The sequence below is a fragment of the Citrobacter sp. RHBSTW-00859 genome (assembly GCF_013729795.1).
Lineage (GTDB): Bacteria > Pseudomonadota > Gammaproteobacteria > Enterobacterales > Enterobacteriaceae > Citrobacter > Citrobacter braakii.
Genome location: NZ_CP056284.1, coordinates 2,480,127 through 2,502,660 on the forward strand (window position 1 = coordinate 2,480,127; position 22,534 = coordinate 2,502,660).

Annotated in this window: 16 protein-coding genes; 5 read left to right on the plus strand and 11 right to left on the minus strand. The window is 53.1% G+C overall.

Features of this window, described 5'->3' with window-relative positions; genetic code table 11:
• The first annotated feature begins 34 nt into the window (after window positions 1-34).
• Complete coding sequence (gene nhoA / locus HV302_RS12370; protein ID WP_181627395.1) at window positions 35-880, plus strand: N-hydroxyarylamine O-acetyltransferase; 846 nt, start codon at window positions 35-37, stop codon at window positions 878-880.
• A 105-nt stretch (window positions 881-985) separates the two neighbouring features.
• Here the strand turns inward: nhoA and narI are convergent, their stop codons facing one another.
• The 6 genes from narI to HV302_RS12400 all read right to left on the minus strand — a co-directional run bounded on the left by narI (window position 986) and on the right by HV302_RS12400 (window position 9,929).
• Window positions 986-1,666 (minus strand): respiratory nitrate reductase subunit gamma, encoded by a 681-nt coding sequence (gene narI, locus HV302_RS12375; protein WP_003833047.1) that lies wholly within the window; start codon window positions 1,664-1,666, stop codon window positions 986-988.
• Entirely contained in the window at window positions 1,663-2,358 is a 696-nt protein-coding gene (gene narW, locus HV302_RS12380; RefSeq protein WP_181627396.1) for a nitrate reductase molybdenum cofactor assembly chaperone, read from the minus strand. The genes narI and narW overlap by 4 nt, the downstream gene beginning before the upstream one ends.
• Complete coding sequence (narH, locus tag HV302_RS12385; RefSeq protein ID WP_151222657.1) at window positions 2,358-3,902, minus strand: nitrate reductase subunit beta; 1,545 nt, start codon at window positions 3,900-3,902, stop codon at window positions 2,358-2,360. The genes narW and narH overlap by 1 nt, the downstream gene beginning before the upstream one ends.
• A complete protein-coding gene (locus tag HV302_RS12390; RefSeq protein WP_181627397.1) occupies window positions 3,899-7,639 on the minus strand; it encodes a nitrate reductase subunit alpha in 3,741 nt (1,246 codons plus the stop codon). The genes narH and HV302_RS12390 overlap by 4 nt, the downstream gene beginning before the upstream one ends.
• Before the next feature lie 113 nt (window positions 7,640-7,752).
• The gene (locus HV302_RS12395; RefSeq protein WP_019076799.1) at window positions 7,753-9,138 is read right to left on the minus strand and encodes a NarK family nitrate/nitrite MFS transporter; all 1,386 of its coding nucleotides are present in this window, start codon (window positions 9,136-9,138) and stop codon (window positions 7,753-7,755) included.
• Between the two features lie 212 nt (window positions 9,139-9,350).
• The gene (locus HV302_RS12400; protein ID WP_047417424.1) at window positions 9,351-9,929 is read right to left on the minus strand and encodes a TetR family transcriptional regulator; all 579 of its coding nucleotides are present in this window, start codon (window positions 9,927-9,929) and stop codon (window positions 9,351-9,353) included.
• A 117-nt stretch (window positions 9,930-10,046) separates the two neighbouring features.
• Here HV302_RS12400 and HV302_RS12405 point away from each other — a divergent pair, with 117 nt between their 5' ends.
• Window positions 10,047-11,534: an MFS transporter gene (locus HV302_RS12405; RefSeq protein WP_047417428.1), complete on the plus strand. Its 1,488-nt coding sequence runs from the start codon at window positions 10,047-10,049 to the stop codon at window positions 11,532-11,534.
• Here the strand turns inward: HV302_RS12405 and HV302_RS12410 are convergent, their stop codons facing one another.
• The 4 genes from HV302_RS12410 to yddG all read right to left on the minus strand — a co-directional run bounded on the left by HV302_RS12410 (window position 11,535) and on the right by yddG (window position 15,693).
• The gene (locus HV302_RS12410; RefSeq protein WP_085951055.1) at window positions 11,535-11,915 is read right to left on the minus strand and encodes a GFA family protein; all 381 of its coding nucleotides are present in this window, start codon (window positions 11,913-11,915) and stop codon (window positions 11,535-11,537) included.
• 143 nt (window positions 11,916-12,058) lie between these two features.
• Window positions 12,059-13,153 carry a porin OmpD gene (ompD, locus tag HV302_RS12415; protein ID WP_181627398.1) on the minus strand — a complete coding sequence of 365 codons (1,095 nt, stop codon included), beginning with the start codon at window positions 13,151-13,153 and terminating at the stop codon, window positions 12,059-12,061.
• Between the two features lie 187 nt (window positions 13,154-13,340).
• Window positions 13,341-14,321: an IS5-like element IS5 family transposase gene (locus tag HV302_RS12420; RefSeq protein WP_042934497.1), complete on the minus strand. Its 981-nt coding sequence runs from the start codon at window positions 14,319-14,321 to the stop codon at window positions 13,341-13,343.
• A gap of 490 nt (window positions 14,322-14,811) precedes the next feature.
• A complete protein-coding gene (gene yddG, locus HV302_RS12425; protein ID WP_016156546.1) occupies window positions 14,812-15,693 on the minus strand; it encodes an aromatic amino acid efflux DMT transporter YddG in 882 nt (293 codons plus the stop codon).
• Window positions 15,694-15,980: 287 nt separating this feature from the next.
• Between yddG and fdnG the strand changes: the two genes are divergently transcribed.
• From fdnG to fdnI, 3 genes are read left to right on the plus strand one after another with little or no spacing between them, the layout of a single operon-like run.
• The gene (gene fdnG, locus HV302_RS12430) at window positions 15,981-19,028 is read left to right on the plus strand and encodes a formate dehydrogenase-N subunit alpha (RefSeq protein WP_181627399.1); all 3,048 of its coding nucleotides are present in this window, start codon (window positions 15,981-15,983) and stop codon (window positions 19,026-19,028) included.
• Between the two features lie 13 nt (window positions 19,029-19,041).
• A complete protein-coding gene (fdnH, locus tag HV302_RS12435) occupies window positions 19,042-19,926 on the plus strand; it encodes a formate dehydrogenase N subunit beta (RefSeq protein ID WP_016153107.1) in 885 nt (294 codons plus the stop codon).
• The gene (fdnI, locus tag HV302_RS12440; protein WP_016153106.1) at window positions 19,919-20,575 is read left to right on the plus strand and encodes a formate dehydrogenase-N subunit gamma; all 657 of its coding nucleotides are present in this window, start codon (window positions 19,919-19,921) and stop codon (window positions 20,573-20,575) included. Before fdnH ends, fdnI begins: the two co-directional genes overlap by 8 nt.
• Before the next feature lie 139 nt (window positions 20,576-20,714).
• Here the strand turns inward: fdnI and HV302_RS12445 are convergent, their stop codons facing one another.
• The gene (locus HV302_RS12445; protein WP_131405921.1) at window positions 20,715-22,430 is read right to left on the minus strand and encodes an ABC-F family ATP-binding cassette domain-containing protein; all 1,716 of its coding nucleotides are present in this window, start codon (window positions 22,428-22,430) and stop codon (window positions 20,715-20,717) included.
• Window positions 22,431-22,534 lie beyond the last annotated feature (104 nt).

A 22,534-nucleotide genomic window follows, 5' to 3' on the forward strand; every position in this document is an offset into this window, starting at 1 on the left:
TATAAGTACTGCATTAATCGAACAGGAACTCCGTATGACGCCTTTTTTAACCGCATATTTTGCCCGTATTGGCTGGTCAGAGTTGGCCAGGGTCAACATTGAAACCTTACGGGCGCTGCATTTACTGCACAACGCCGCCATACCTTTTGAAAACCTGGATGTATTGCTTCCAAGAGAGATGCAGCTTGACGATTTGTCTTTGGAAGAGAAGCAGGTGACGGCGCGTCGCGGCGGCTATTGTTTTGAACAGAAAGGAGTATTTGAGCGGGCGCTACGCGAAATCGGTTTTACCGTACGCAGTCTGCTCGGACGTGTGGTACTGGCGAACCCGTCAAGTCTGCCACCACGCACGCATCGTCTGTTGCTGGTTGAGTTGCAGGGAGAGCAGTGGATCGCCGACGTTGGTTTCGGCGGGCAGACGCTGACGGCGCCGATTCGTCTGCAGGCGAATGTTGAGCAGAAGACACCACACGGCGAGTATCGGTTGATTCAGGAAGGTGAAGACTGGATCCTGCAATTCTGTCATCACGAACACTGGCAATCAATGTACCGTTTCGACCTGGTCGTACAGCATCAGAGCGATTATCTGATAGGCAACTTCTGGTCCGCTCACTGGCCGCAATCACATTTTCGCCATCATTTGCTGATGTGTCGTCATCTGCCTGACGGCGGGAAATTAACGTTAACCAATTTTCATTTCACCCATTATCAGGATGGACACGCGGTAGAACAGATTAATCTGCCTGACGTCCCCAGCCTGTATGCCTTGTTGCAGGAGCGGTTTGGCCTGGGCGTGGATGACGTGAAGCATGGGTTTACCCAGGATGAGCTGGCGACGGTAATGGCGGCGTTTGATACGCATCCGGAGGCGGGGAAATAGGGGCATCGGGATTAGTGCCGGATTGGCGTAATCGCCTTATCCGGCCTACGGTGCCTGGTTGTAGGCCGGATAAGGCGTGTCGTCACCCGACATTTCAATGCGGATTTATCGGCGTGAACGCACTATTTGATAGCGGCGGGTAAAGTACTCAAACGGCGCACTCCACACGTGAACCAGGCGTGTGAACGGGAACAGCAGGAAGATAGTCATCCCCAGAACCAGATGCACACGGAAAATCAACGCCACGCCATCCAGATGCGCAGACGCGCCGCCCTGGAAAGTCACCACCGACTGCGCCCAACCTACCAGTTTCAGCATTTCACTGCCGTCAGGATGCTGCGCAGAGAATGGGATGGTGGTTAAGCCGAGGATACACTGAATCAGCAGAACGCAGAGGATCAGGATATCGGCAGTGGAGGAGGTTGCACGAATGCGCGGATTGGTCAAACGACGTACCAGCAAGCCAGCGCCACCGACCAGCGTCAGCACGCCACAGAGCCCACCGGCGATCATCGCCATCTGCTGCTTTACCGCAATCGGCAGGAACCAGGCATACATCCAGTGCGGGGTTAACATGCCAAACAAGTGCCCGAAAAAGATCCCCAGAATGCCGATGTGGAACAGGTTTGACCATAACACCATGCCGCGTTTGTCCAGCATCTGGCTGGAAGAGGCTCGCCAGGTGTATTGCCCGTAGTCATAGCGTAGCCAACTGCCGAGGATAAATACCGTGCCGCACAGGTACGGGTAGATATCGTAAAAAAAGACGTTCAGGTACTGTATCATTTCGGGCCTCCCGCGCTGACGTCGACATACTGAGGTGCCACGTCCTGGCTAAAGCGTCGTTGATAGTTTTGTAACGGTGAACTGTCACAGGCGGTGGCGTTATCCTCGATAAACTTCACCTGTTCCTCTTCCCAGACGGCATCCAGCGCCTGTCGGGTATCGTCGCGGGTTTCCGTGCCAACCTGTTTAGTGACACTGTCACTTGAAAGAGGGCTTCCGGCAAGCAGTAGCAGGGCGTCAAACAGTTGATACCACGGCGTATCACGCTGTTTCAAACGCCCACCCAGCAGCGCCAGAATCGGTGCCACGTTCTGCAATCCTTCTTTGGCCTCCGCTTCCGACAACACGCTTAAGTACTCAAGATACAGCGGCAGATGATCCGGCAGTTCGCGGCAGTCGAGCTGCAGTCCGACCTTTTCGTACTGCGCCAACAGATCAACCATCGACTGGCCCCGATCGCGAGACTCGGCGTGCACGTGCTCAAACAGCAGCAGAGAGGTGGCCCGGCCCCGGTCAAATATCTCACACCATTCGGCTTGTTTATCCAGTAATGGCGCATTGAGCAGCCCCTGGCTAAATTCGGTAAGCATTGGGGCATCGCTGGCCACAAGCGCCAGTGCCTCGTCTTTACACTCCCACAGCAACTCGTCGGGATATTCCATCAGCAGGCCGATAACCTTCAGGATTTGCATTATTCACCCTCCGCTTTATCGCGCACTTCGGTGATGTCGATGGCGTCAATACGACTGCTGTTAAACAGGTTGAATTTGGTATCTGAACCATGGCAGCCGTCGCCAAAGGTAAATCCGCAACCGTTTTTCTCCGGGAACGCATCACGCGCCATTTCACGGTGGCTGGTCGGGATCACGAAGCGGTCTTCATAGTTGGCGATGGCCAGATAGCGATACATCTCTTCAACCTGCTCAACGGTCAGACCCACTTCTTCAATCGCGCGGGTGTCCGTAACGCCTTCTACGGTTTGCGAACGCATATAATGGCGCATGGCCATCATTCGTTTTAGCGCGCGCAGCACCGGACCGGTATCGCCCGCGCTAAGCATGTTGGCAAGGTACTGAACCGGAATTCGCAGTGATTCAACCGCTGGCAGAATGTTGCCATTGTGCGGCAGTCCCCCCGCGTCAGCGACCGACTGAATCGGCGACAACGGCGGTACATACCAGACCATCGGCAGGGTGCGGTATTCCGGGTGCAGCGGCAGTGCTAGCTTCCAGTCCATCGCCATCTTGTAAACGGGCGAACGTTGGGCCGCTTCGATGACGTTGTGCGGAATACCTTGTTTTAACGCCTCTTCAATGACCGCCGGGTCGTGTGGATTGAGGAACACATCGCACTGACGCTCGTAGAGATCGGTCTCATGCTCGGTGCTGGCTGCTTCTTCGATGCGGTCGGCGTCGTACAGCAATACGCCAAGATAGCGGATGCGTCCCACGCAGGTTTCCGAACATACCGTCGGCTGGCCGGACTCAATACGCGGGTAGCAGAAAATGCACTTCTCTGATTTACCGCTCTTCCAGTTAAAGTAGATTTTTTTGTACGGACAACCGCTGATGCACAAGCGCCAGCCACGACATTTATCCTGGTCGATCAACACGATGCCGTCTTCTTCGCGCTTATAGATGGCACCGCTCGGGCAGGTGGCGACACAGCTTGGGTTCAGGCAGTGTTCGCACAAGCGCGGTAAATACATCATGAAGGTGTTTTCGAATTGCCCGTACATCTCCTTTTGCATTTTCTCAAAGTTACGGTCGCGGGCACGTTTTGAGAACTCACCGCCGAGCAACTCTTCCCAGTTAGGGCCCCAGATAATCTTGTCCATCCGTTTGCCATCTATCAGCGAACGCGGACGTGCGGTGGGCTGATTCTTGCTTTCCGGCGCGCTATGCAGATGCTGATAATCGTAGGTGAAGGGTTCGTAATAATCATCGATTTGCGGGATCACCGGGTTAGCAAAAATTTTGGTGATAACGCCCATCTTGCCGCCCAGGCGCGGCCTTATCTTCCCGTTAACATCGCGAACCCAGCCGCCTTGCCACTCGTCCTGATCTTCCCAGTTTTTCGGATAGCCAATGCCTGGCTTGGTCTCAACGTTGTTAAACCACGCATATTCCATCCCTTCACGTCCGGTCCAGACGTTTTTACAGGTGACGGAGCAGGTGTGGCAGCCGATGCACTTATCCAGATTAAGAACCATGCCTACCTGTGAGCGTATTTTCATTTTTTCGCCTCCTGTACCTGATCGCGACCTTCATCATCCAGCCAGTTAATATTTTTCATTTTTCTAATCATGATGAACTCATCGCGGTTAGAGCCGACCGTGCCGTAATAGTTGAAGCTGTATGCCAGTTGCGCATAGCCGCCGATCATGTGCGTGGGTTTCGGGCAGACGCGGGTGACTGAGTTATGGATCCCGCCGCGCATACCGGTGACTTCCGAGCCAGGGATATTCATGATTCGCTCCTGAGCGTGATACATCATGGTCATTCCCGGCGGCACGCGCTGACTCACCACAGCACGCGCGGTGAGCGCGCCGTTGGCGTTAAAGGCTTCAATCCAGTCGTTATCCTCAATGCCCAGCTCTTTAGCATCGGTCTCACTGATCCAGACAATCGGGCCGCCGCGCGACAGCGTCAGCATCAGCAGGTTTTCGCTGTAGGTAGAGTGGATCCCCCATTTCTGATGCGGAGTCAGGAAGTTGAGCGCTTTTTCCGGGAATCCGTTAGGCGGAACTTCGCGCATATTGCTGACGCTTCGGGTATCGATAGGCGGACGATATGCCACCAGACTTTCACCAAACGCTCGCATCCACGCGTGATCCTGGTACAACTGTTGGCGACCGGACAGGGTGCGCCACGGGATCAGCTCGTGGACGTTGGTATAGCCTGCGTTATAGGAGACATGTTCACTTTCCAGCCCGGACCAGGTGGGGCTGGAGATGATTTTGCGCGGCTGCGCCTGAATATCGCGAAAACGGATTTTCTCGTCTTCTTTGTTCAACGCCAGATGCGTATGGTCGCGTCCGGTCATCGCTCCCAGCGCTTCCCAGGCTTTCACCGCCACCTGACCGTTCGTTTCCGGTGCCAGGGCGAGGATCACCTCAGACGCGTCCAGCGCGGTGTCTATCAGTGGTCGGCCTTTCGCCGGACCTTCGCGTTTGGTGTAGTTCAGCTTGCCGAGGAAATCGACCTCCGCCTGGGTATTCCACGTAATACCTTTCCCGCCGTTACCGAGCTTGTCCATTAGCGGACCGAGCGAAGTGAAGCGTTCGTAGGTGGCGGGATAGTCACGTTCCACAACGGCAATATTGGGCGCCGTTTTCCCCGGGAGGAGATCGCATTCGCCTTTACGCCAGTCCTGAATGTCAAACGGCTGCGCCAGTTCTGCCGGGGAGTCGTGTTGCAGCGGTTGTAATACCACATCCGTTTCTTGCCCAAGGTGCCCGACGCAAACCTCAGAGAAGACTTTGGCGATGCCTTTATAAATTTCCCAGTCGCTCTTCGATTCCCACGCAGGATCGACCGCCGCCGACAGCGGGTGAATAAACGGATGCATATCCGAGGTGTTCATATCGTCTTTTTCATACCAGGTGGCGGTCGGCAAAACGACATCGGAGAACAGGCAGGTACTCGACATACGGAAATCGAGCGTTACCAGCAGATCAAGCTTGCCCTCTATCGCCGCGGACTGCCATTCCACCTCTTCAGGTTTAATACCTTCGCTTGAACCGAGCGCTTCCCCCTGGATCCCGCTTTCGGTACCTAGCAGATACTTGAGCATGTATTCATGCCCTTTACCGGAGGAGCCGAGCAGGTTAGAGCGCCAGACGAAGAGATTACGCGGATGGTTGTTACCACTATCCGGCTGCTCGCAGGCAAAACGAATTTCACCCGATTTCAGCGCCTGTGCAGTGTATTGCGCAGGCGACACTCCCGCTTGTTCTGCCTTTGCTTTGACGGTCAGAGGGTTGAGGTTGAGCTGCGGCGCGGACGGCAGCCAGCCCATTCTTTCTGCCCGCACGTTAAAGTCGATCAAATGTCCGCTAAACTTCGACGCGTCAGCCAGCGGAGAGAGGAGTTCCTGAGCGGTGAGTTTTTCATAACGCCACTGGCTGGAGTGATTGTAGAAAAACGAGGTGCTGTTCATCTGACGCGGCGGGCGGTTCCAGTCCAGCGCAAAGGCCAGCGGCAACCAACCAGTTTGCGGACGCAGTTTCTCCTGACCCACATAGTGCGCCCAGCCGCCACCGCTTTGTCCCACACAACCGCAGAACACGAGGATGTTAATCATTCCACGGTAGTTCATATCCATGTGATACCAGTGGTTGACGCCAGCCCCGAGGATAATCATCGAACGGCCATGCGTTTTGTGCGCCGTATCGGCAAACTCACGGGCGATTTGTTCGATATGACGACGAGGTACACCGGTAATTTGCTCTCCCCAGGCCGGGGTGTAGGCTTTCACTTCGCCGTAATCTTGCGCGCTATGAGCGTCATCCAGACCACGGTCGAGGCCGTAATTCGCCAGCACCAGATCATAAACGCTTACCACCGGGCAACGGCTGCCGTCGGCGAGGGTAAGATGTTTTACCGGCAGTTGACGAATCAGCACGGGTTCCTGTTTCACGCTGCGAAAATGTGGGTTTTCGTTGCCGCCGAAGTAGGGGAATGCCACGCCGGTCACTTCATCATGCTGACCAAGCAACGAGAGGGAAAGTTCTGTTTCAGCGCCAGCCGCCAGTGGCTCCAGGTTCCATTTACCTTTCTCGCCCCAGCGAAAACCGATAGACCCGTTCGGGACCACCAGTTCGCCAGCAGTGTTAAAGGCCACGGTTTTCCACTCCGGATTGTTACTTTCGCCCAGACCATCGACAAGGTCTGAGGCGCGCATCATGCGCCCTGGCACGTAGCTGCCATCTTCCCGGGCATCCAGCAAAACCAGCATCGGCATATCGGTATAGCGACGACAATAATTGATGAAGTAATCGCTGGGATTGTCGAGGTGGAATTCTTTCAGGATGACGTGGCCCATCGCCATCGCCAACGCGCTGTCTGTCCCTTGCTTGGGGGCCAGCCACTGGTCACACAGTTTGGCGACTTCCGAGTAATCCGGCGTAATGGCAATCGTCTTGGTGCCTTTGTAGCGTACTTCAGTAAAAAAGTGCGCATCAGGGGTACGGGTCTGCGGCACGTTTGACCCCCAGGCGATGATATAGCTGGAGTTATACCAGTCGGCGGATTCTGGAACATCGGTCTGTTCGCCCCAGGTCATCGGTGATGCAGGCGGTAAGTCGCAGTACCAGTCATAGAAGCTCAGGCAGGTTCCGCCCAGTAGCGAAAGATAGCGTGTGCCTGCGGCATAGGAGACCATCGACATAGCAGGGATCGGGGAGAACCCGGCCACGCGATCCGGGCCATAGGTTTTCACCGTCCAGACGTTGGCGGCGGCAATGAGCTGATTAAGCTCTTTCCAGTTGGAACGGATAAAACCACCGCGTCCGCGTACCTGTTTGTAGCTCTGGCATTTTTGCGGGTCGTTCATAATGGATTCCCAGGCCAGCACCGGATCGGGCTGGCGGGACAGGGCGTCGCGCCACAGTTCGATCAGACGTTTACGCACCAGGGGATATTTCAGACGGTTGGCGCTGTAAAGATACCAGGAGTAGCTGGCACCGCGCGGGCAGCCACGGGGTTCATGATTTGGCAGGTCAGGGCGGGTACGCGGGTAGTCGGTTTGCTGCGTTTCCCAGGTCACCAGTCCGTTTTTGACGTAGATTTTCCAACTGCATGAGCCGGTACAGTTAACGCCGTGGGTAGAACGCACAATTTTGTCGAACTGCCAGCGCTGACGATAGCTGTCTTCCCAGTCCCGGTTGGTGTGCATCACTTGCCCGTGCCCATCGGCAAACGTATCGCCCTTTTGTTTAAAGTAGCGAAAGCGATCGAACAGTTTACTCATGACATAACTCCTGCTTTGAGAATATTGCCGACGGTGAATCGAACGGTAGGCCGGATGGCGGTTAACGCCTTATCCGGCCTATCGAACTGTCCGATCCTGCGGTATCCATTTTGTTATTTTTTTTGTGATTTACGGCCATAGACCAGCCAGGTCACCAGCACGCAGACGATGTAAAACACGAGGAATATTTTCATTGCGCCCACCGGAGAGCCGGTCAGCGCCAGCGATGAACCAAACGCTTTGGGGATGAAGAAGCCCCCCACAGCGCCAATAGCAGAGATGAATCCCAGCGCGGCAGCGGTATCGGTTACCGCCTCACGTTGGGCCTGTTCTTCAGTACCACCGTGCAGCTTGACCCGGTATATGGTGATTTTGCGAAAGATCACCGCGATCATCTGGAAGGTTGAGCCGCTTCCCAGACCCGCAGTCAGGAACAAGCCCATAAACACCAGGTAGAAGGCGACAAAGTTTCCTTCGCCTGACCCAGGCAGGGTGAGGAACAGCAGGGCGCTAAACAACGCCATAAAGATGAAGTTAATTAACGTGACGCGCACACCACCGAATTTGTCAGAGATCACCCCACCTGCCGATCGCGCAAGAGCGCCGATGAAGGGGCCGAAGAACGCCAGTTGCAGGATATTCACGTCCGGGAACTGAGTTTTCGCCAGCATGGCAAAGCCTGCCGAAAAGCCGATAAATGAACCGAAGGTGGCGAGATACAGCAGGCTTAATAACCACAGATGAAAACGTTTGAGGACCGGCAACTGGGAAGCAATTGAGGCCTTCGAACTGGCAATATCGTTCATTCCCATGCCTGCTGCTAAGGTGGCTATCAGCAGTAACGGAACCCAAATCCATGCGGCATTGGCCAGCGACAATAACGAGCCGTCGGCTTGCGGTACGCCCTGTACGCCCAAAAAGGTAAAGATAGGCAGAAAGATCACCAGCGGCGCGATCAACTGCATCACGCTGACGCCAAGGTTGCCGAGACCACCGTTAACGCCTAATGCGCTGCCTTGTTTCGCTTTGGGGAAGAAAAAGCTGATATTACCCATGCTGGAGGCAAAGTTTGCGCCAGCAAAACCACACATCAGCGCAATGATAATAAATACGCCAAACGGAGTAGCGTTATTTTGCACGGCAAAACCGAGCCAGACGCAGGGAATAACCAGAATAATCGTGCTAAAAATGGTCCACCGGCGCCCACCAAATATAGGTACCATAAAGGAGTAGGGAACGCGCAATATTGCGCCAGAAAGAGAAGGCAATGCCGTTAATAAAAACAGTTGGTCAGTAGTGAAATTAAAACCAATTTTATTCAGATTGACGGCCACGGCGCTGAACAACATCCAGACGCAGAACGCCAGCAACAGACAACTTACTGATATCCAGAGGTTTCTGCGTGCAATATGCTTACCTTTGTTTTCCCAAAAGGCGGGGTTCTCCGGTTTCCAGTCAGTTAAAAGATAACGATTATTTTTCTCATTTGATGCTGCCATATTATTCTCCATGCCCATGCCGTTCATGAAAAAGAAATAAACGCACACAGCGCCGCGCGAGTTCTTTTTAGAAACTATTGAAAAGTTTTGGGAATATTGACTGAAAGGATAGATAAAAAAGTGCAATAACGCGGCGTGATGAGGGAATTACATGTTGCTTAAGTGTTACCAATTGTAAAAATAAAAGATGTATTATTAATTCATCTATAACATCAATTAACTAACTCTAACGTAATCATACGATCCAAATGGCGTTCGAATGCAGGGTCGGCCATTTCCTCAATGCCTAAGACATAGATGCCATCCAGGCCGCAAACCAATGCGATTAAGCGCCAGGCCACCTCGGCCGCATCCGGTATTGCTGAAAATTCACCTGCACTCTGTCCTTGAGTGATGATAGCGGCGGTTTCTTCATGCCACATCCGCATGGTTAGCAGGTAGGCGCTTTTGATTTCCGGATCTTTATCCGCCAGGACCTGCGCTTCGCGCCACAGTTTAATGTAGGGTTCGAACCCGCCATCTTCGCTGCCCAACATAGCATGCAGTCGTTCGCGGAAGCTGGCGTTATCACTGACCTGTTCGGCATCAAGAAGGGTCCGTATCAGTTGCACAAAAGCGAGGGATTTTAACTCACCCGCAGAGGTAAAGTGATGGTGTACCTGCCCGGTGGACACCAGAGCTTCCGTGGCAATACGCCGCACCGTCATAGCAGTAAATCCTTCCTCAAGCGCGACACGCATGGCCGCTTGCAGAATAACTTCCCGACGTTCGTCCCGATTCAGATAGCTCATCTTTCCTCCTGTACCCGTATAGCACGCAGTCTAACAAAAAGTTGGACATACGTTCAAATTTCCGTAGGATCGCTAAAGCTGGACACGTGTCCAGTTTCAGTTTCGTTAGGGAGTTTTATGTTTCGTCAGTGGTTAACGTTAGTCATTATTGTACTGGTCTACATCCCTGTTGCGATTGATGCAACGGTGCTGCACGTTGCCGCGCCCACGCTGAGTATGACGCTGGGTGCCAGTGGTAACGAGCTGCTGTGGATCATTGATATTTATTCTCTGGTAATGGCCGGAATGGTATTGCCAATGGGCGCGCTGGGCGATCGTATCGGCTTTAAACGTTTGCTGCTGTTAGGGGGCGGATTATTTGGCCTCGCATCGCTGGCCGCTGCCTTTGCCCACAGCGCGGGTTGGCTGATTGCCACTCGGGCCGTATTGGCGATTGGGGCGGCGATGATTGTTCCGGCAACGCTTGCGGGTATTCGCGCCACATTCGCTGAGCAACGGCATCGCAATATGGCGCTCGGTGTCTGGGCGGCCGTGGGTTCCGGCGGTGCGGCATTTGGCCCACTGGTTGGTGGAATGCTGCTGGAGCACTTCTACTGGGGATCCGTGTTCTTAATTAATGTGCCGATTGTCCTGGTGGTAATGGCCTTAACCGCACGCTTAGTGCCGCGCCAGGCCGGACGTCGCGATCAGTCGTTAAATTTCGGTCATGCGGTAATGTTGATTGTCGCCATTCTGCTGCTGGTTTACAGCGCTAAAACCGCGCTGAAAGGGCATACGGCGACCGCTGCCATTGCGTTGACGCTGTTAACCGGCGCGTTACTGTTGTGGCAGTTTGTCCGCATTCAGCTCGCTGCTTCCCGCCCGATGATTGATATGCGGCTGTTCACGCATCGTATCATCTTAAGCGGCGTTGTGATGGCGATGACCGCCATGATAACTCTGGTGGGTTTCGAGTTACTGATGGCTCAGGAGCTACAGTTTGTTCATGGTTTAACACCGTATCAGGCGGGATTGTTTATGCTGCCGGTGATGCTGGCAAGCGGCTTCAGCGGCCCCATTGCCGGTATGCTGGTGTCACGCCTGGGATTACGTTGTGTGGCAACGGCGGGTATGGCGCTTAGCGCCGTCAGTTTTTACGGCCTGGCGATGACGGATTTCAGTACTCAGCAGATTCAAGCGTGGATATTAATGGCTTTGCTCGGTTTCAGCGCCGCCAGTGCGCTGCTGGCCTCAACGGCGGCTATCATGGCGGCAGCCCCGGCAGAAAAAGCCGCAGCCGCGGGCGCCATTGAGACAATGGCTTATGAACTGGGGGCCGGGCTTGGGATCGCTATCTTTGGTTTGTTGTTGAGCCGCAGCTTTTCAGCCTCGATTCTGCCGCCTGTCGGACTTAATCCACAGGAGATAGAACGAGCCTCATCGTCAATGGGTGAGGCGGTGCAGCTGGCACATTCGCTCCCGTCGTCGCTGAGTGAGGCGTTGCTGTCGGCTGCTAAAGAAGCTTTTACCTGGTCGCACAGCGTGGCCTTAAGCAGCGCCGGCAGCATGCTTATCGTATTAGCGGTAGGAATGTGGTTCAGTCTGGCAAAGGTACAGCGTCAATAACTAATGGGCTAAATGACAGGGGTAATCCATCTCTTCGACTTCTTTCCCACTCAGTCGAGCGTATTGCCCCGTCAGCCTCCAGAACGCAGGCTGTGTTTCCGTATAGATCTCTGCCGCTAAAACTAGGCGGCGGCGATCCACCTCATTCAGTTCCAGCAGCGTCCACGGCACAAAATAACGATCGCTGCCCGTTAGGGTAAACCAGAGCGGGCACCCGCATCCGGAACAGAAGAAACGTTCACCACGATTTGAAGATGGGAAGTGCGAAGGTTCTGCTGAATCCGGCGACATCAGCGGCTGAACGCTGGCTTCCAGATACATAGCGATGCCACCTGACCACTTCTGGCACAGCGTACAATGACAGGCATAGACATCCAGCATTTCGACGTCGACGGTAAAATGACTCTGCCCGCAAAGACAACGACCAGTGAATGTCTGCACGGCATACTCCTTATGACCGAGTCTACATTAAGAGAAAAAGCCAGCCCTGGAAGGACTGGCTTTGTATTCAGACTACAACAAAATTAGAACTGGTAGTTCAGACCAACAGCAACGATGTTGTCAGTGCTTACACCGGCAGCTCTTGTGAAGTTGTTGGCATCCAGCAGGTTGATTTTGTAATCAACGAAGGTGGACATGTTTTTGTTGAAGTAGTAGGTAGCACCCAGGTCTACGTATTCAACCAGATCCTGGTCGCCGTAACCGTTGATGTCTTTACCTTTAGACTTCAGGTAAGCAACGGACGGACGCAGACCGAAGTCGAACTGGTACTGAGCAACAGCTTCAAAGTTCTGTGCTTTATTTGCAATACCGATGATCTCAGTACCTTTAACAGTACCACCAAAGGTAGTCATGTTACGGGTTTCGGAGTAGGTGGTTGCCAGGTAGATGTTGTTCGCATCATATTTCAGGCCAGCAGCCCAAACTTCAGCGTTCTTACCGTCAGCTTTGAACTGACCGCTGTGGTTGTTCTGGGAGTCAGTACGGTCAGATTTCGCATAGGCTGCACCTACGCCGAAGCCATCGTACTCATAGGTAGTTGACAGACCGAAGCCGTCGCCGTTAGCTTCTTTGTCGGCGCTACGATCGTTTTTACCCTGGTACTGCAGGGCAAAGTTCAGACCTTCGACCAGACCGAAGAAGTCGGTGTTACGGTAGGTTGCAACGCCAGTAGTACGACCAGTCATGAAGACGTCAGTCTGGGTCCAGGTATCGCCACCGAACTCTGGCAGAACGTCGGTCCATGCGCCGATGTCGTATGCTACGCCGTAGTTACGACCGTAGTCGAAAGAACCGTATTCAGCGAATTTCAGGCCAGCGAATGCCAGACGGGTTTTATCTTTGTCGGAACCCTGATCTTCAGAACGGTTGCCTTTGAATTCATATTCCCACTGACCAAAACCAACCAGTTGGTCGTTGATCTGAGTTTCGCCTTTGAAGCCCAGACGCGCGTAAGTTTTGTCGCCATCGCTGCTGGTATCGTTAGAGAAGTAGTGTTGAGCGTGAACTTTACCGTACAGGTCCAGTTTGTTACCGTCTTTGTTATATACCTCAGCTGCGTTTACCGCACCTGCCGCCAACAGGCTAGTCACTGCCACTGCAACTAATTTAAGTTTCATTCTAAATAATCCTTATAATTATTTCTTGGTGTGTTTCCTAAGGAAGGTGCGAATAAGCGGGGAAATTCTTCTCGGCTGACTCAGTCATTTCATTTCTTCATGTTTGAGCCGATTTTTTCTCCCGTAAATGCCTTGAATCAGCCTATTTAGACCGTTTCTTCGCCATTTAAGGCGTTATCCCCAGTTTTTAGTGAGATCTCTCCCACTGACGTATCATTTGGTCCGCCCGAAACAGGTTGGCCAGCGTGAATAACATCGCCAGTTGGTTATCGTTTTTCAGCAACCCCTTGTATCTGGCTTTCACGAAGCCGAACTGTCGCTTGATGATGCGAAATGGGTGCTCCACCTTGGCCCGGATGCTGGCTTTCATGTATTCGATGTTGATGGCCGTTTTGTTCTTGCGTGGATGCTGTTTCAAGGTTCTTACCTTGCCGGGGCGCTCGGCGATCAGCCAGTCCACATCCACCTCGGCCAGCTCCTCGCGCTGTGGCGCCCCTTGGTAGCCGGCATCGGCTGAGACAAATTGCTCCTCTCCATGCAGCAGATTACCCAGCTGATTGAGGTCATGCTCGTTGGCCGCGGTGGTGACTAGGCTGTGGGTCAGGCCACTCTTGGCATCGACACCAATGTGGGCCTTCATGCCAAAGTGCCACTGATTGCCTTTCTTGGTCTGATGCATCTCCGGATCGCGTTGCTGCTCTTTGTTCTTGGTCGAGCTGGGTGCCTCAATGATGGTGGCATCGACCAAGGTGCCTTGAGTCATCATGACGCCTGCTTCGGCCAGCCAGCGATTGATGGTCTTGAACAATTGGCGGGCCAGTTGATGCTGCTCCAGCAGGTGGCGGAAATTCATGATGGTGGTGCGGTCAGGCAAGGCGCTATCCAGGGATAACCGGGCAAACCGACGCATGGAGGCGATTTCGTACAGAGCATCTTCCATCGCGCCATCGCTCAGGTTGTACCAATGCTGCATGCAGTGAATGCGTAGCATGGTTTCCAGCGGATAAGGTCGCCGGCCATTACCAGCCTTGGGGTAAAACGGCTCGATGACTTCCACCATGTTTTGCCATGGCAGAATCTGCTCCATACGGGACAAGAAAATCTCTTTTCTGGTCTGACGGCGCTTACTGCTGAATTCACTGTCGGCGAAGGTAAGTTGATGACTCATGATGAACCCTGTTCCATGGCTCCAGATGACAAACATGATCTCATATCAGGGACTTGTTCGCACCTTCCCTAAACCATTGCTAAACGAAGGAGTTCGTCAATGGCAAACCATTTTTAAATGACGCAGTGGTATAAGTTCAATAATAAGTTTCATAATATTGCGAAATATTTGAAGTTGTGTGATCCAGATCTACATAATATAGCTGATTGTATTAATCTTAATATGTGACAGATCGGAATGGGTATATTTACATGGGGGACTATTGTGCGGACTATGATTTAAATGGCGTTAGTTTCGCAGGTGTAATATATACATGTGAAGAGATATAGATGACCGAGTAATACTTTCTGGCGTTAATTAATTTCCATATATTTAACATTTAATTAAAAAAATATAAACATAAACCGCAGTGGAATGAACAATTATTATTCATTAAATTGTCTAAAGTATAGCCGGATTTTATTTGTTTGTGATAAAACCCGACTTTTTTTCAGGCACGGCGCGTTGCCAGCCAGCAAAGCAGAGACCCCGCGCAGACCATCAGCGCTCCTTGCCAGAAGGATAGTGACAGCGGGGCGCTGAGCAACACCGCCGCCAGCGCAGAGGAGAGCACTGGAGTAAAATAAGACCCGACGGCCATAACAGTCACGTTGCCATGCAAAATGCCAATATTCCACGCCGCATAGGCAAATCCTAACGTTAATGCTGCAGTGAACATTTTAATCGTCACCGAAGTGCTGAAAACCATTTCCGGTTGAGGCGTAATAAAATAGTAAACCCACAAACTTGCCGCCGTTAGTAAAACGAACACGGTGATGCCGTTAAAACCTTTTGCATATTTATTGGTCACCGTGCAATACGTTGCCCAGATAAAAGCACCGAGAAAGGCGAGGAAATAGCTAAGCGGGCTGCTGGCAACATTACTGATAATTTCTCCAGGATTGAGGCCGTTTTCGCCCCCCAACACCCAACAAACCCCGGTCAATGCGATGATTAATCCGGGAATCACCAACCAGGTTGTTTTTTGGCCATTAAATAAGATGGCGAATAATATTGTCAGACTTGGCCAGAGATAATTGACCATACCCACTTCAATAGCCTGGTGACGAGTGGCGGCATAGCCGAGGGCCAGCGCTAAACATATTTCATAGCTAACAAAAAGCACGCTGCCGGCGATTAAATATCGCACAGGAATTTTTCTGATATTTGGGAATCCGACGGTAAATATCAGCAACAGGCCGCTTAATGTAAAAATCATCGCCGCGCCGCCTGCCGGCCCCAGTCCTTCGCTTACCCCACGAATAAGCCCGACCATCGTGCTCCAGAGCACGATGGCAATAAGCCCAATTAACGTTGCTTTTTGTTTTGTCATGCTGATTGTCTGTCCATGGTACTGGCAAAAATTAAGCTGAAATGTATAGCACCTTTACACCGTAGCGCGCTAATTAATTCCCTTTTGTCTACTCCCTTATGGGTACAAAGGTTAAGCGAAGTGCACTATTTAGTAGCGGAACCGTTTCGTTATTGATTTGACGCAAAAAAAATATGGATATAGCTGATAGTTTCGTCGCGAAGTTGTACATGTCATCTTTCAATCATGCCGCGCTGGCGCAATTTGAGAGATTTCCTGTACGAATCCCTGCAAAAAAGAGGAAAGCAATGGACGTCAGCCGCAGACAATTTTTTAAAATCTGCGCGGGCGGTATGGCGGGAACAACAGTAGCCGCTCTGGGTTTTGCACCCAAAATGGCACTGGCTCAGGCGCGAAACTATAAGCTGTTGCGCGCCAAAGAGATCCGAAACACCTGCACATACTGTTCCGTAGGTTGCGGGCTATTAATGTATAGCCTGGGAGATGGAGCAAAAAACGCCAAAGAGTCAATTTACCATATTGAAGGGGATCCGGATCATCCGGTGAGCCGTGGGGCATTATGCCCTAAGGGTGCAGGATTACTGGATTACGTGCACAGTGAAAACCGTCTGCGTTACCCGGAATATCGCGCTCCAGGCTCCGACAAATGGCAGCGTATCGGCTGGGATGAGGCTTTCACCCGTATCGCGAAGCTGATGAAAACTGACCGCGACGCCAACTTTATTGAGAAGAATGAGCAGGGCGTAACGGTAAACCGCTGGCTTTCTACCGGGATGCTGTGCGCATCTGCGGCAAGTAATGAAACCGGCATGCTGACGCAAAAATTTGTGCGCTCACTCGGCATGCTGGCAGTAGACAACCAGGCGCGCGTCTGACACGGACCAACGGTAGCAAGTCTTGCTCCAACATTTGGTCGCGGTGCGATGACCAACCACTGGGTTGATATTAAAAACGCCAACGTCGTGATGGTGATGGGCGGTAACGCCGCTGAAGCACATCCGGTGGGATTCCGCTGGGCGATGGAAGCTAAAAACAACAATGATGCCACGCTAATTGTTGTTGACCCCCGTTTTACACGTACAGCCTCGGTAGCGGATATTTACGCGCCAATTCGTTCCGGCACGGACATTACGTTCCTGTCCGGCGTCTTGCTGTATCTGATTGAAAACAAAAAAATCAACGCTGAATACGTTAAGCATTACACCAACGCCAGCCTGCTGGTGCGGGATGATTTTGCTTTTGAAGACGGTCTGTTCAGCGGTTACGACGCGAAAAAACGCCAATACGATAAATCGTCCTGGAACTACCAGTTCGATGAAAACGGCTACGCGAAACGCGATGAAACGTTAACCCATCCTCGCTGTGTCTGGAATCTGCTAAAACAGCACGTTTCCCGCTACACGCCGGATGTGGTGGAAAACATCTGCGGTACGCCAAAAGAAGACTTCCTGAAAGTCTGCGAAGTGCTGGCTTCCACCAGCGCAGCGGATCGCACCACCACGTTCCTGTATGCGCTGGGCTGGACACAGCATACCGTCGGGGCGCAGAACATCCGTACCATGGCGATGATCCAGTTGCTGCTCGGCAACATGGGGATGGCAGGTGGCGGGGTCAACGCTTTACGCGGTCACTCCAACATTCAGGGTTTAACCGACTTAGGGCTGCTCTCTACCAGTCTGCCAGGCTACCTGACGCTGCCGTCAGAGAAACAGGCCGATCTGCAAACCTATCTGGCCGCTAACACGCCAAAAGCGACGTTGGCCGATCAGGTGAACTACTGGGGCAACTACCCGAAATTCTTCGTCAGCCTGATGAAATCTTTCTACGGCAATGCGGCGCAGAAAGAAAACGACTGGGGCTTTGAGTGGCTGCCGAAGTGGGATCAGTCCTACGACGTCATCAAATACTTCAACATGATGGATAGCGGGAAAGTGACCGGCTACATCTGTCAGGGCTTTAACCCGGTCGCGTCCTTCCCGGACAAAAACAAAGTGGTGCAGTGCCTGAGCAAACTGAAGTATCTGGTGATTATCGATCCGCTGGTGACCGAAACCTCTACGTTCTGGCAGAACCACGGTGAATCAAACGACGTTGATCCGGCTTCTATTCAGACCGAAGTCTTCCGTTTGCCATCCACCTGCTTTGCGGAAGAGGACGGCTCCATCGCCAACTCCGGTCGCTGGCTGCAGTGGCACTGGAAAGGTCAGGATGCCCCGGGTGAAGCCCGCAACGACGGCGAAATTCTGGCCGGTATTTATCACCGTCTGCGCGACATGTATCGCACTGAAGGCGGTAAAGCCGTAGAACCCGTGCTGAAAATGAGCTGGAACTATAAGCAGCCGGACGAACCGCACTCCGAGGAAGTGGCAAAAGAGAACAACGGCTATGCGCTGGAAGATCTCTATGATGCCAACGGTGTGCTGGTTGCGAAGAAAGGCCAGTTACTCAGCAGCTTTGCGCTTCTGCGCGATGATGGATCTACGTCATCGTCCTGCTGGATTTATACCGGTAGCTGGACCGAGCAGGGCAACCAGATGGCCAATCGCGATAACGCCGACCCGTCAGGTCTCGGTAATACGCTGGGCTGGGCCTGGGCATGGCCGTTAAACCGTCGCGTGTTGTATAACCGCGCTTCGGCGGACCCGCAAGGTAAGCCATGGGATCCAAAACGCATGCTGATCCAGTGGAACGGCACGAAGTGGACGGGGAACGATATCCCGGACTTCAACACCGCAGCACCGGGCAGTGGCACCAATCCGTTTATTATGCAGCCGGAAGGGCTGGGTCGTCTGTTCGCTATCGATAAGATGGCGGAAGGTCCGTTCCCGGAACACTACGAGCCGATGGAAACGCCGCTGGGTACGAACCCGCTGCATCCGAACGTGATCTCCAACCCGGCAGCGCGTCTGTACGAAGCGGATAAGTTACGCATGGGCACGAAACAGGACTTCCCGTACGTCGGGACGACCTATCGTCTGACCGAACATTTCCATACCTGGACCAAGCACGCATTGCTTAATGCGATTGCCCAGCCAGAGCAGTTTGTGGAAATCAGCGAAACGCTGGCGGCAGCGAAGGGGATCTCCAACGGCGATCACGTCAAAGTCAGCAGCAAGCGTGGATTTATTCGCGCAGTTGCCGTGGTTACCCGTCGTCTGCGCACTCTGCACGTCAACGGTCAGCAGGTTGAAACGGTTGGGATCCCGATCCACTGGGGCTTTGAAGGAGTCGCGCGTAAAGGCTATATCGCCAACACCCTGACGCCGAATGTCGGTGATGCAAACTCGCAAACGCCGGAATACAAAGCGTTTTTAGTTAACATCGAGAAGGCGTAAGGGAGGCGAACATATGTCTATGGAAACGCAGGACATAATCAAACGGTCCGCAACAAACGCCATCACGCCGCCGCCTCAGGCCCGTGATTACAAAGCTGAGGTCGCAAAGCTGATCGACGTTTCCACCTGTATAGGCTGTAAGGCCTGTCAGGTGGCATGTTCAGAGTGGAATGATATCCGTGATGAAGTCGGCCACTGCGTCGGGGTGTATGACAACCCTGCCGATCTTAGCGCCAAGTCCTGGACGGTGATGCGGTTTACCGAAACCGAACAGAACGGCAAGCTCGAGTGGTTGATTCGTAAAGACGGCTGTATGCACTGTGAAGATCCGGGCTGCCTGAAGGCATGCCCGTCTGCCGGGGCTATCATCCAGTACGCCAACGGGATTGTTGATTTTCAGTCAGAGCACTGCATTGGCTGCGGCTACTGTATTGCCGGGTGTCCATTTAATATTCCGCGCCTCAATAAAGAGGATAACCGCGTATATAAATGTACGCTGTGTGTGGACCGCGTCAGCGTCGGGCAGGAACCTGCCTGCGTGAAGACCTGTCCGACCGGGGCAATCCATTTCGGTACCAAGCAGGAAATGCTGGAAATGGGCGAACAGCGAGTGGCAAAACTGAAAGCACGCGGTTATGAACATGCCGGTCTCTACAACCCGGAAGGTGTGGGTGGCACGCACGTGATGTACGTTCTGCATCATGCCAACCAGCCGGAGCTGTATCACGGCCTGCCGAAAGAACCGCAGATCGATACCTCTATCAATCTGTGGAAAGGGGCGCTAAAACCGCTGGCCGCTGCCGGATTTATCGCCACCTTCGCCGGACTGATTTACCACTACATTGGTATCGGTCCGAATAAGGAAGTGGACGACGACGAGGAGGATCATCATGAGTAAGTCGAAAATGATTGTGCGCACGAAGTTTATCGACCGCGCCTGTCACTGGACAGTGGTGATCTGCTTCTTCCTGGTGGCGTTGTCGGGGATTTCGTTTTTCTTCCCGACTCTGCAATGGCTGACGCAGACATTCGGTACGCCGCAGATGGGGCGCATTTTGCACCCGTTCTTCGGACTGCTGATCTTCGTGGCGCTGATGTTCATGTTTGTACGCTTTGTTCACCACAACATCCCGGATAAAAAAGATATCCCGTGGCTGAAAAACATTGTGGAAGTGCTGAAAGGCAATGAACACAAAGTGGCGGACGTGGGTAAGTACAATGCCGGGCAGAAAATGATGTTCTGGTCGATCATGAGCATGATTTTCGTGCTGCTGATCACCGGCATCATTATCTGGCGTCCGTACTTTGCGCAGTTCTTCCCGATGCAGGTCGTGCGCTATAGCCTGCTTATCCATGCGGCTGCGGGGATTATCCTGATGCACGCCATCCTCATCCACATGTATATGGCATTCTGGGTGAAAGGATCGATTAAAGGCATGGTCGAAGGGAAAGTGAGCCGTCGCTGGGCGAAGAAACATCACCCACGCTGGTATCGCGAAGTTGAACGACAAGAAGCGAAAAAAGAGAGCGAGGAAGGGGTTAACTAACTCCTGACGTGCCCTGATCGTAATGGCGCTACACCTGTAGCGCCATTTTTTTGCCCAAAAAACGTCATGTTTCGATAAGCCGGATGACGGCCCTACACGCGCATTTTGCTGATGTAGGCCTGCCATCCGGCAATACGGTTTACTCCAGTTGTGAGTTCAGGCGCTCAATCTCCTCACGCCATTGCGCCTGTAACAGCGGCTTTTGATGTTTTGGCTTGCGGGCAAGATCGTCAGCCAGACGCTGCTCCAGCTCAAGAAGTTGTTCCAGCAATCCATCGCTGTCACCGTTTGTTTCGGCTCTTGCATCGACCACCGTTTTGGGAACGGTTATCTCCGAGGATGTTTCCCGAATACGCGCATTGACCGCGTCCAGATCGTGCCATTCACTGAGTTCGCCCTTGTCGATCAACCAAAACCGGTTACAGCTTTGGCTGATAAGCTGACGGTCGTGACTGACCAACAACACGCCGCCGTTATAGCTTTGCAGCGTTTCTGCTAACGCCTCTTTACCTTCCAGATCCAGATGGTTGGTCGGTTCATCGAGCATCAGCAGGCTGTAGCGCGCAAGCGTTAGCCCAACAAACAGCAGCCGGGAGCGCTCACCGCCGCTTAGGGAACTGATCCGCTGCGCGTGACGAACCCACGGAAAACCCGCGCTAATCAGCGCCATTTTGCGGATATCAGGCTGCGGAGCAAACGGCTCCAGCGCGTCAAATAACGAATCGTTATCTGCGAGTTGGTGCAGCGTCTGGTCGTAATAGCCCAACGTAACGCGCGGGTGCAACACCAGTGAAGGTGATGCCAGTTGTGAGTGAAACTGTTGCCAGATAAGCCTTAACAACGATGATTTCCCGCAACCGTTGCGCCCGACAATCGCCACGCGATCGCCGCTTTTTAACCGGAGACCGGCAATGGAAAACAGCGTATCGGCGTCGGGAGCAGGGGCCACGGACAGATTAGTCATCTCCAGCAAACGATCCGCACGCAGGGCATCTCCCTGCAATGTTAGTGTCCACTGACTTCCTGACGTCACTTCAGTCTGTACCTCTTTCAGGCGCTGTACCTGCTTTTCCATCTGCTTGGCCTTGCGGGAAAGATCTTCGTTGTCGTAGACCCGCCCCCAGGTAGCCAGCCGTTTGGCGCTGGCGGTCACCCGGTCTATCTCCTTTTGCTCAGCCTTATGGCGCAGAGCATCGCTGATGTCTCTTTCTGCCAGAGCCTGACGCGCTGCGCTACAGGGCAGATCGAAGGCATGAAGAGTTCGATCGCGCAGGATCCAGGTTCCGTGAGTCACCGCGTCTAACAGTTGCGGGTCGTGGGAAACCACCACAAAACTGCCAGACCAGTTTTGTAAGAACTGTTCCAGCCACAGTAATGTTGGCAGATCCAGGTGGTTACCCGGCTCATCCAGCAGCAGCAGGTCAGGGTTTCGCATCAGCGCCCGCGCCAATAACAGACGCGTGTGTTGGCCGCCGCTCAGCGTGTGTGCTGTCAGAGATAAATTCTCCGGCGTGAACCCCATTTCGGCGAGCAGTGCTTCAACTCGCCACTGCTGACCTGCGCGTTCATGCTCGGGCAGTTGAGCCAGAACGGCTTCCTGCAGCGTGAGCGGCAGTATTTCGTCTGGGAGATGTTGTTCTACACGGGCGAGATGGCAGTGATTTGCCTGCGCGATAATCCCACTGGTCGGCGAAATTGTGCCATCGAGCAGTTTTAACAGCGTGCTTTTGCCGCAGCCGTTGTAGCCGATAAGCCCGACGCGGTCGCCTTTTTTCAGGGTAAAGGAAAGATCGTCGAATAGCGTGCCGAATGCCGTATCAACGTGTAAGGATTGTGCGGTTAGTAATGTGCTCATTGTTGCTTACTCAAGAGTTACAGGCGTAAAAACGCCTCGTCAAACATCGCTGACGATAACCCGGTAAGCCCGAGAGAAGGGGATTTAGAAGTTAGCTTCGCTCA

What these genes read in the sequence shown, in the direction of transcription:
- nhoA (WP_181627395.1), top strand. Translation starts at nt 35, where the DNA reads ATGACGCCTTTTTTAACCGCATATTTTGCCCGTATTGGCTGGTCAGAG.
- narI (WP_003833047.1), bottom strand. Translation starts at nt 1,666, where the DNA reads ATGATACAGTACCTGAACGTCTTTTTTTACGATATCTACCCGTACCTG.
- narW (WP_181627396.1), bottom strand. Translation starts at nt 2,358, where the DNA reads ATGCAAATCCTGAAGGTTATCGGCCTGCTGATGGAATATCCCGACGAG.
- narH (WP_151222657.1), bottom strand. Translation starts at nt 3,902, where the DNA reads ATGAAAATACGCTCACAGGTAGGCATGGTTCTTAATCTGGATAAGTGC.
- HV302_RS12390 (WP_181627397.1), bottom strand. Translation starts at nt 7,639, where the DNA reads ATGAGTAAACTGTTCGATCGCTTTCGCTACTTTAAACAAAAGGGCGAT.
- HV302_RS12395 (WP_019076799.1), bottom strand. Translation starts at nt 9,138, where the DNA reads ATGGCAGCATCAAATGAGAAAAATAATCGTTATCTTTTAACTGACTGG.
- HV302_RS12400 (WP_047417424.1), bottom strand. Translation starts at nt 9,929, where the DNA reads ATGAGCTATCTGAATCGGGACGAACGTCGGGAAGTTATTCTGCAAGCG.
- HV302_RS12405 (WP_047417428.1), top strand. Translation starts at nt 10,047, where the DNA reads ATGTTTCGTCAGTGGTTAACGTTAGTCATTATTGTACTGGTCTACATC.
- HV302_RS12410 (WP_085951055.1), bottom strand. Translation starts at nt 11,915, where the DNA reads ATGCTGGATGTCTATGCCTGTCATTGTACGCTGTGCCAGAAGTGGTCA.
- ompD (WP_181627398.1), bottom strand. Translation starts at nt 13,153, where the DNA reads ATGAAACTTAAATTAGTTGCAGTGGCAGTGACTAGCCTGTTGGCGGCA.
- HV302_RS12420 (WP_042934497.1), bottom strand. Translation starts at nt 14,321, where the DNA reads ATGAGTCATCAACTTACCTTCGCCGACAGTGAATTCAGCAGTAAGCGC.
- yddG (WP_016156546.1), bottom strand. Translation starts at nt 15,693, where the DNA reads ATGACAAAACAAAAAGCAACGTTAATTGGGCTTATTGCCATCGTGCTC.
- fdnH (WP_016153107.1), top strand. Translation starts at nt 19,042, where the DNA reads ATGTCTATGGAAACGCAGGACATAATCAAACGGTCCGCAACAAACGCC.
- fdnI (WP_016153106.1), top strand. Translation starts at nt 19,919, where the DNA reads ATGAGTAAGTCGAAAATGATTGTGCGCACGAAGTTTATCGACCGCGCC.
- HV302_RS12445 (WP_131405921.1), bottom strand. Translation starts at nt 22,430, where the DNA reads ATGAGCACATTACTAACCGCACAATCCTTACACGTTGATACGGCATTC.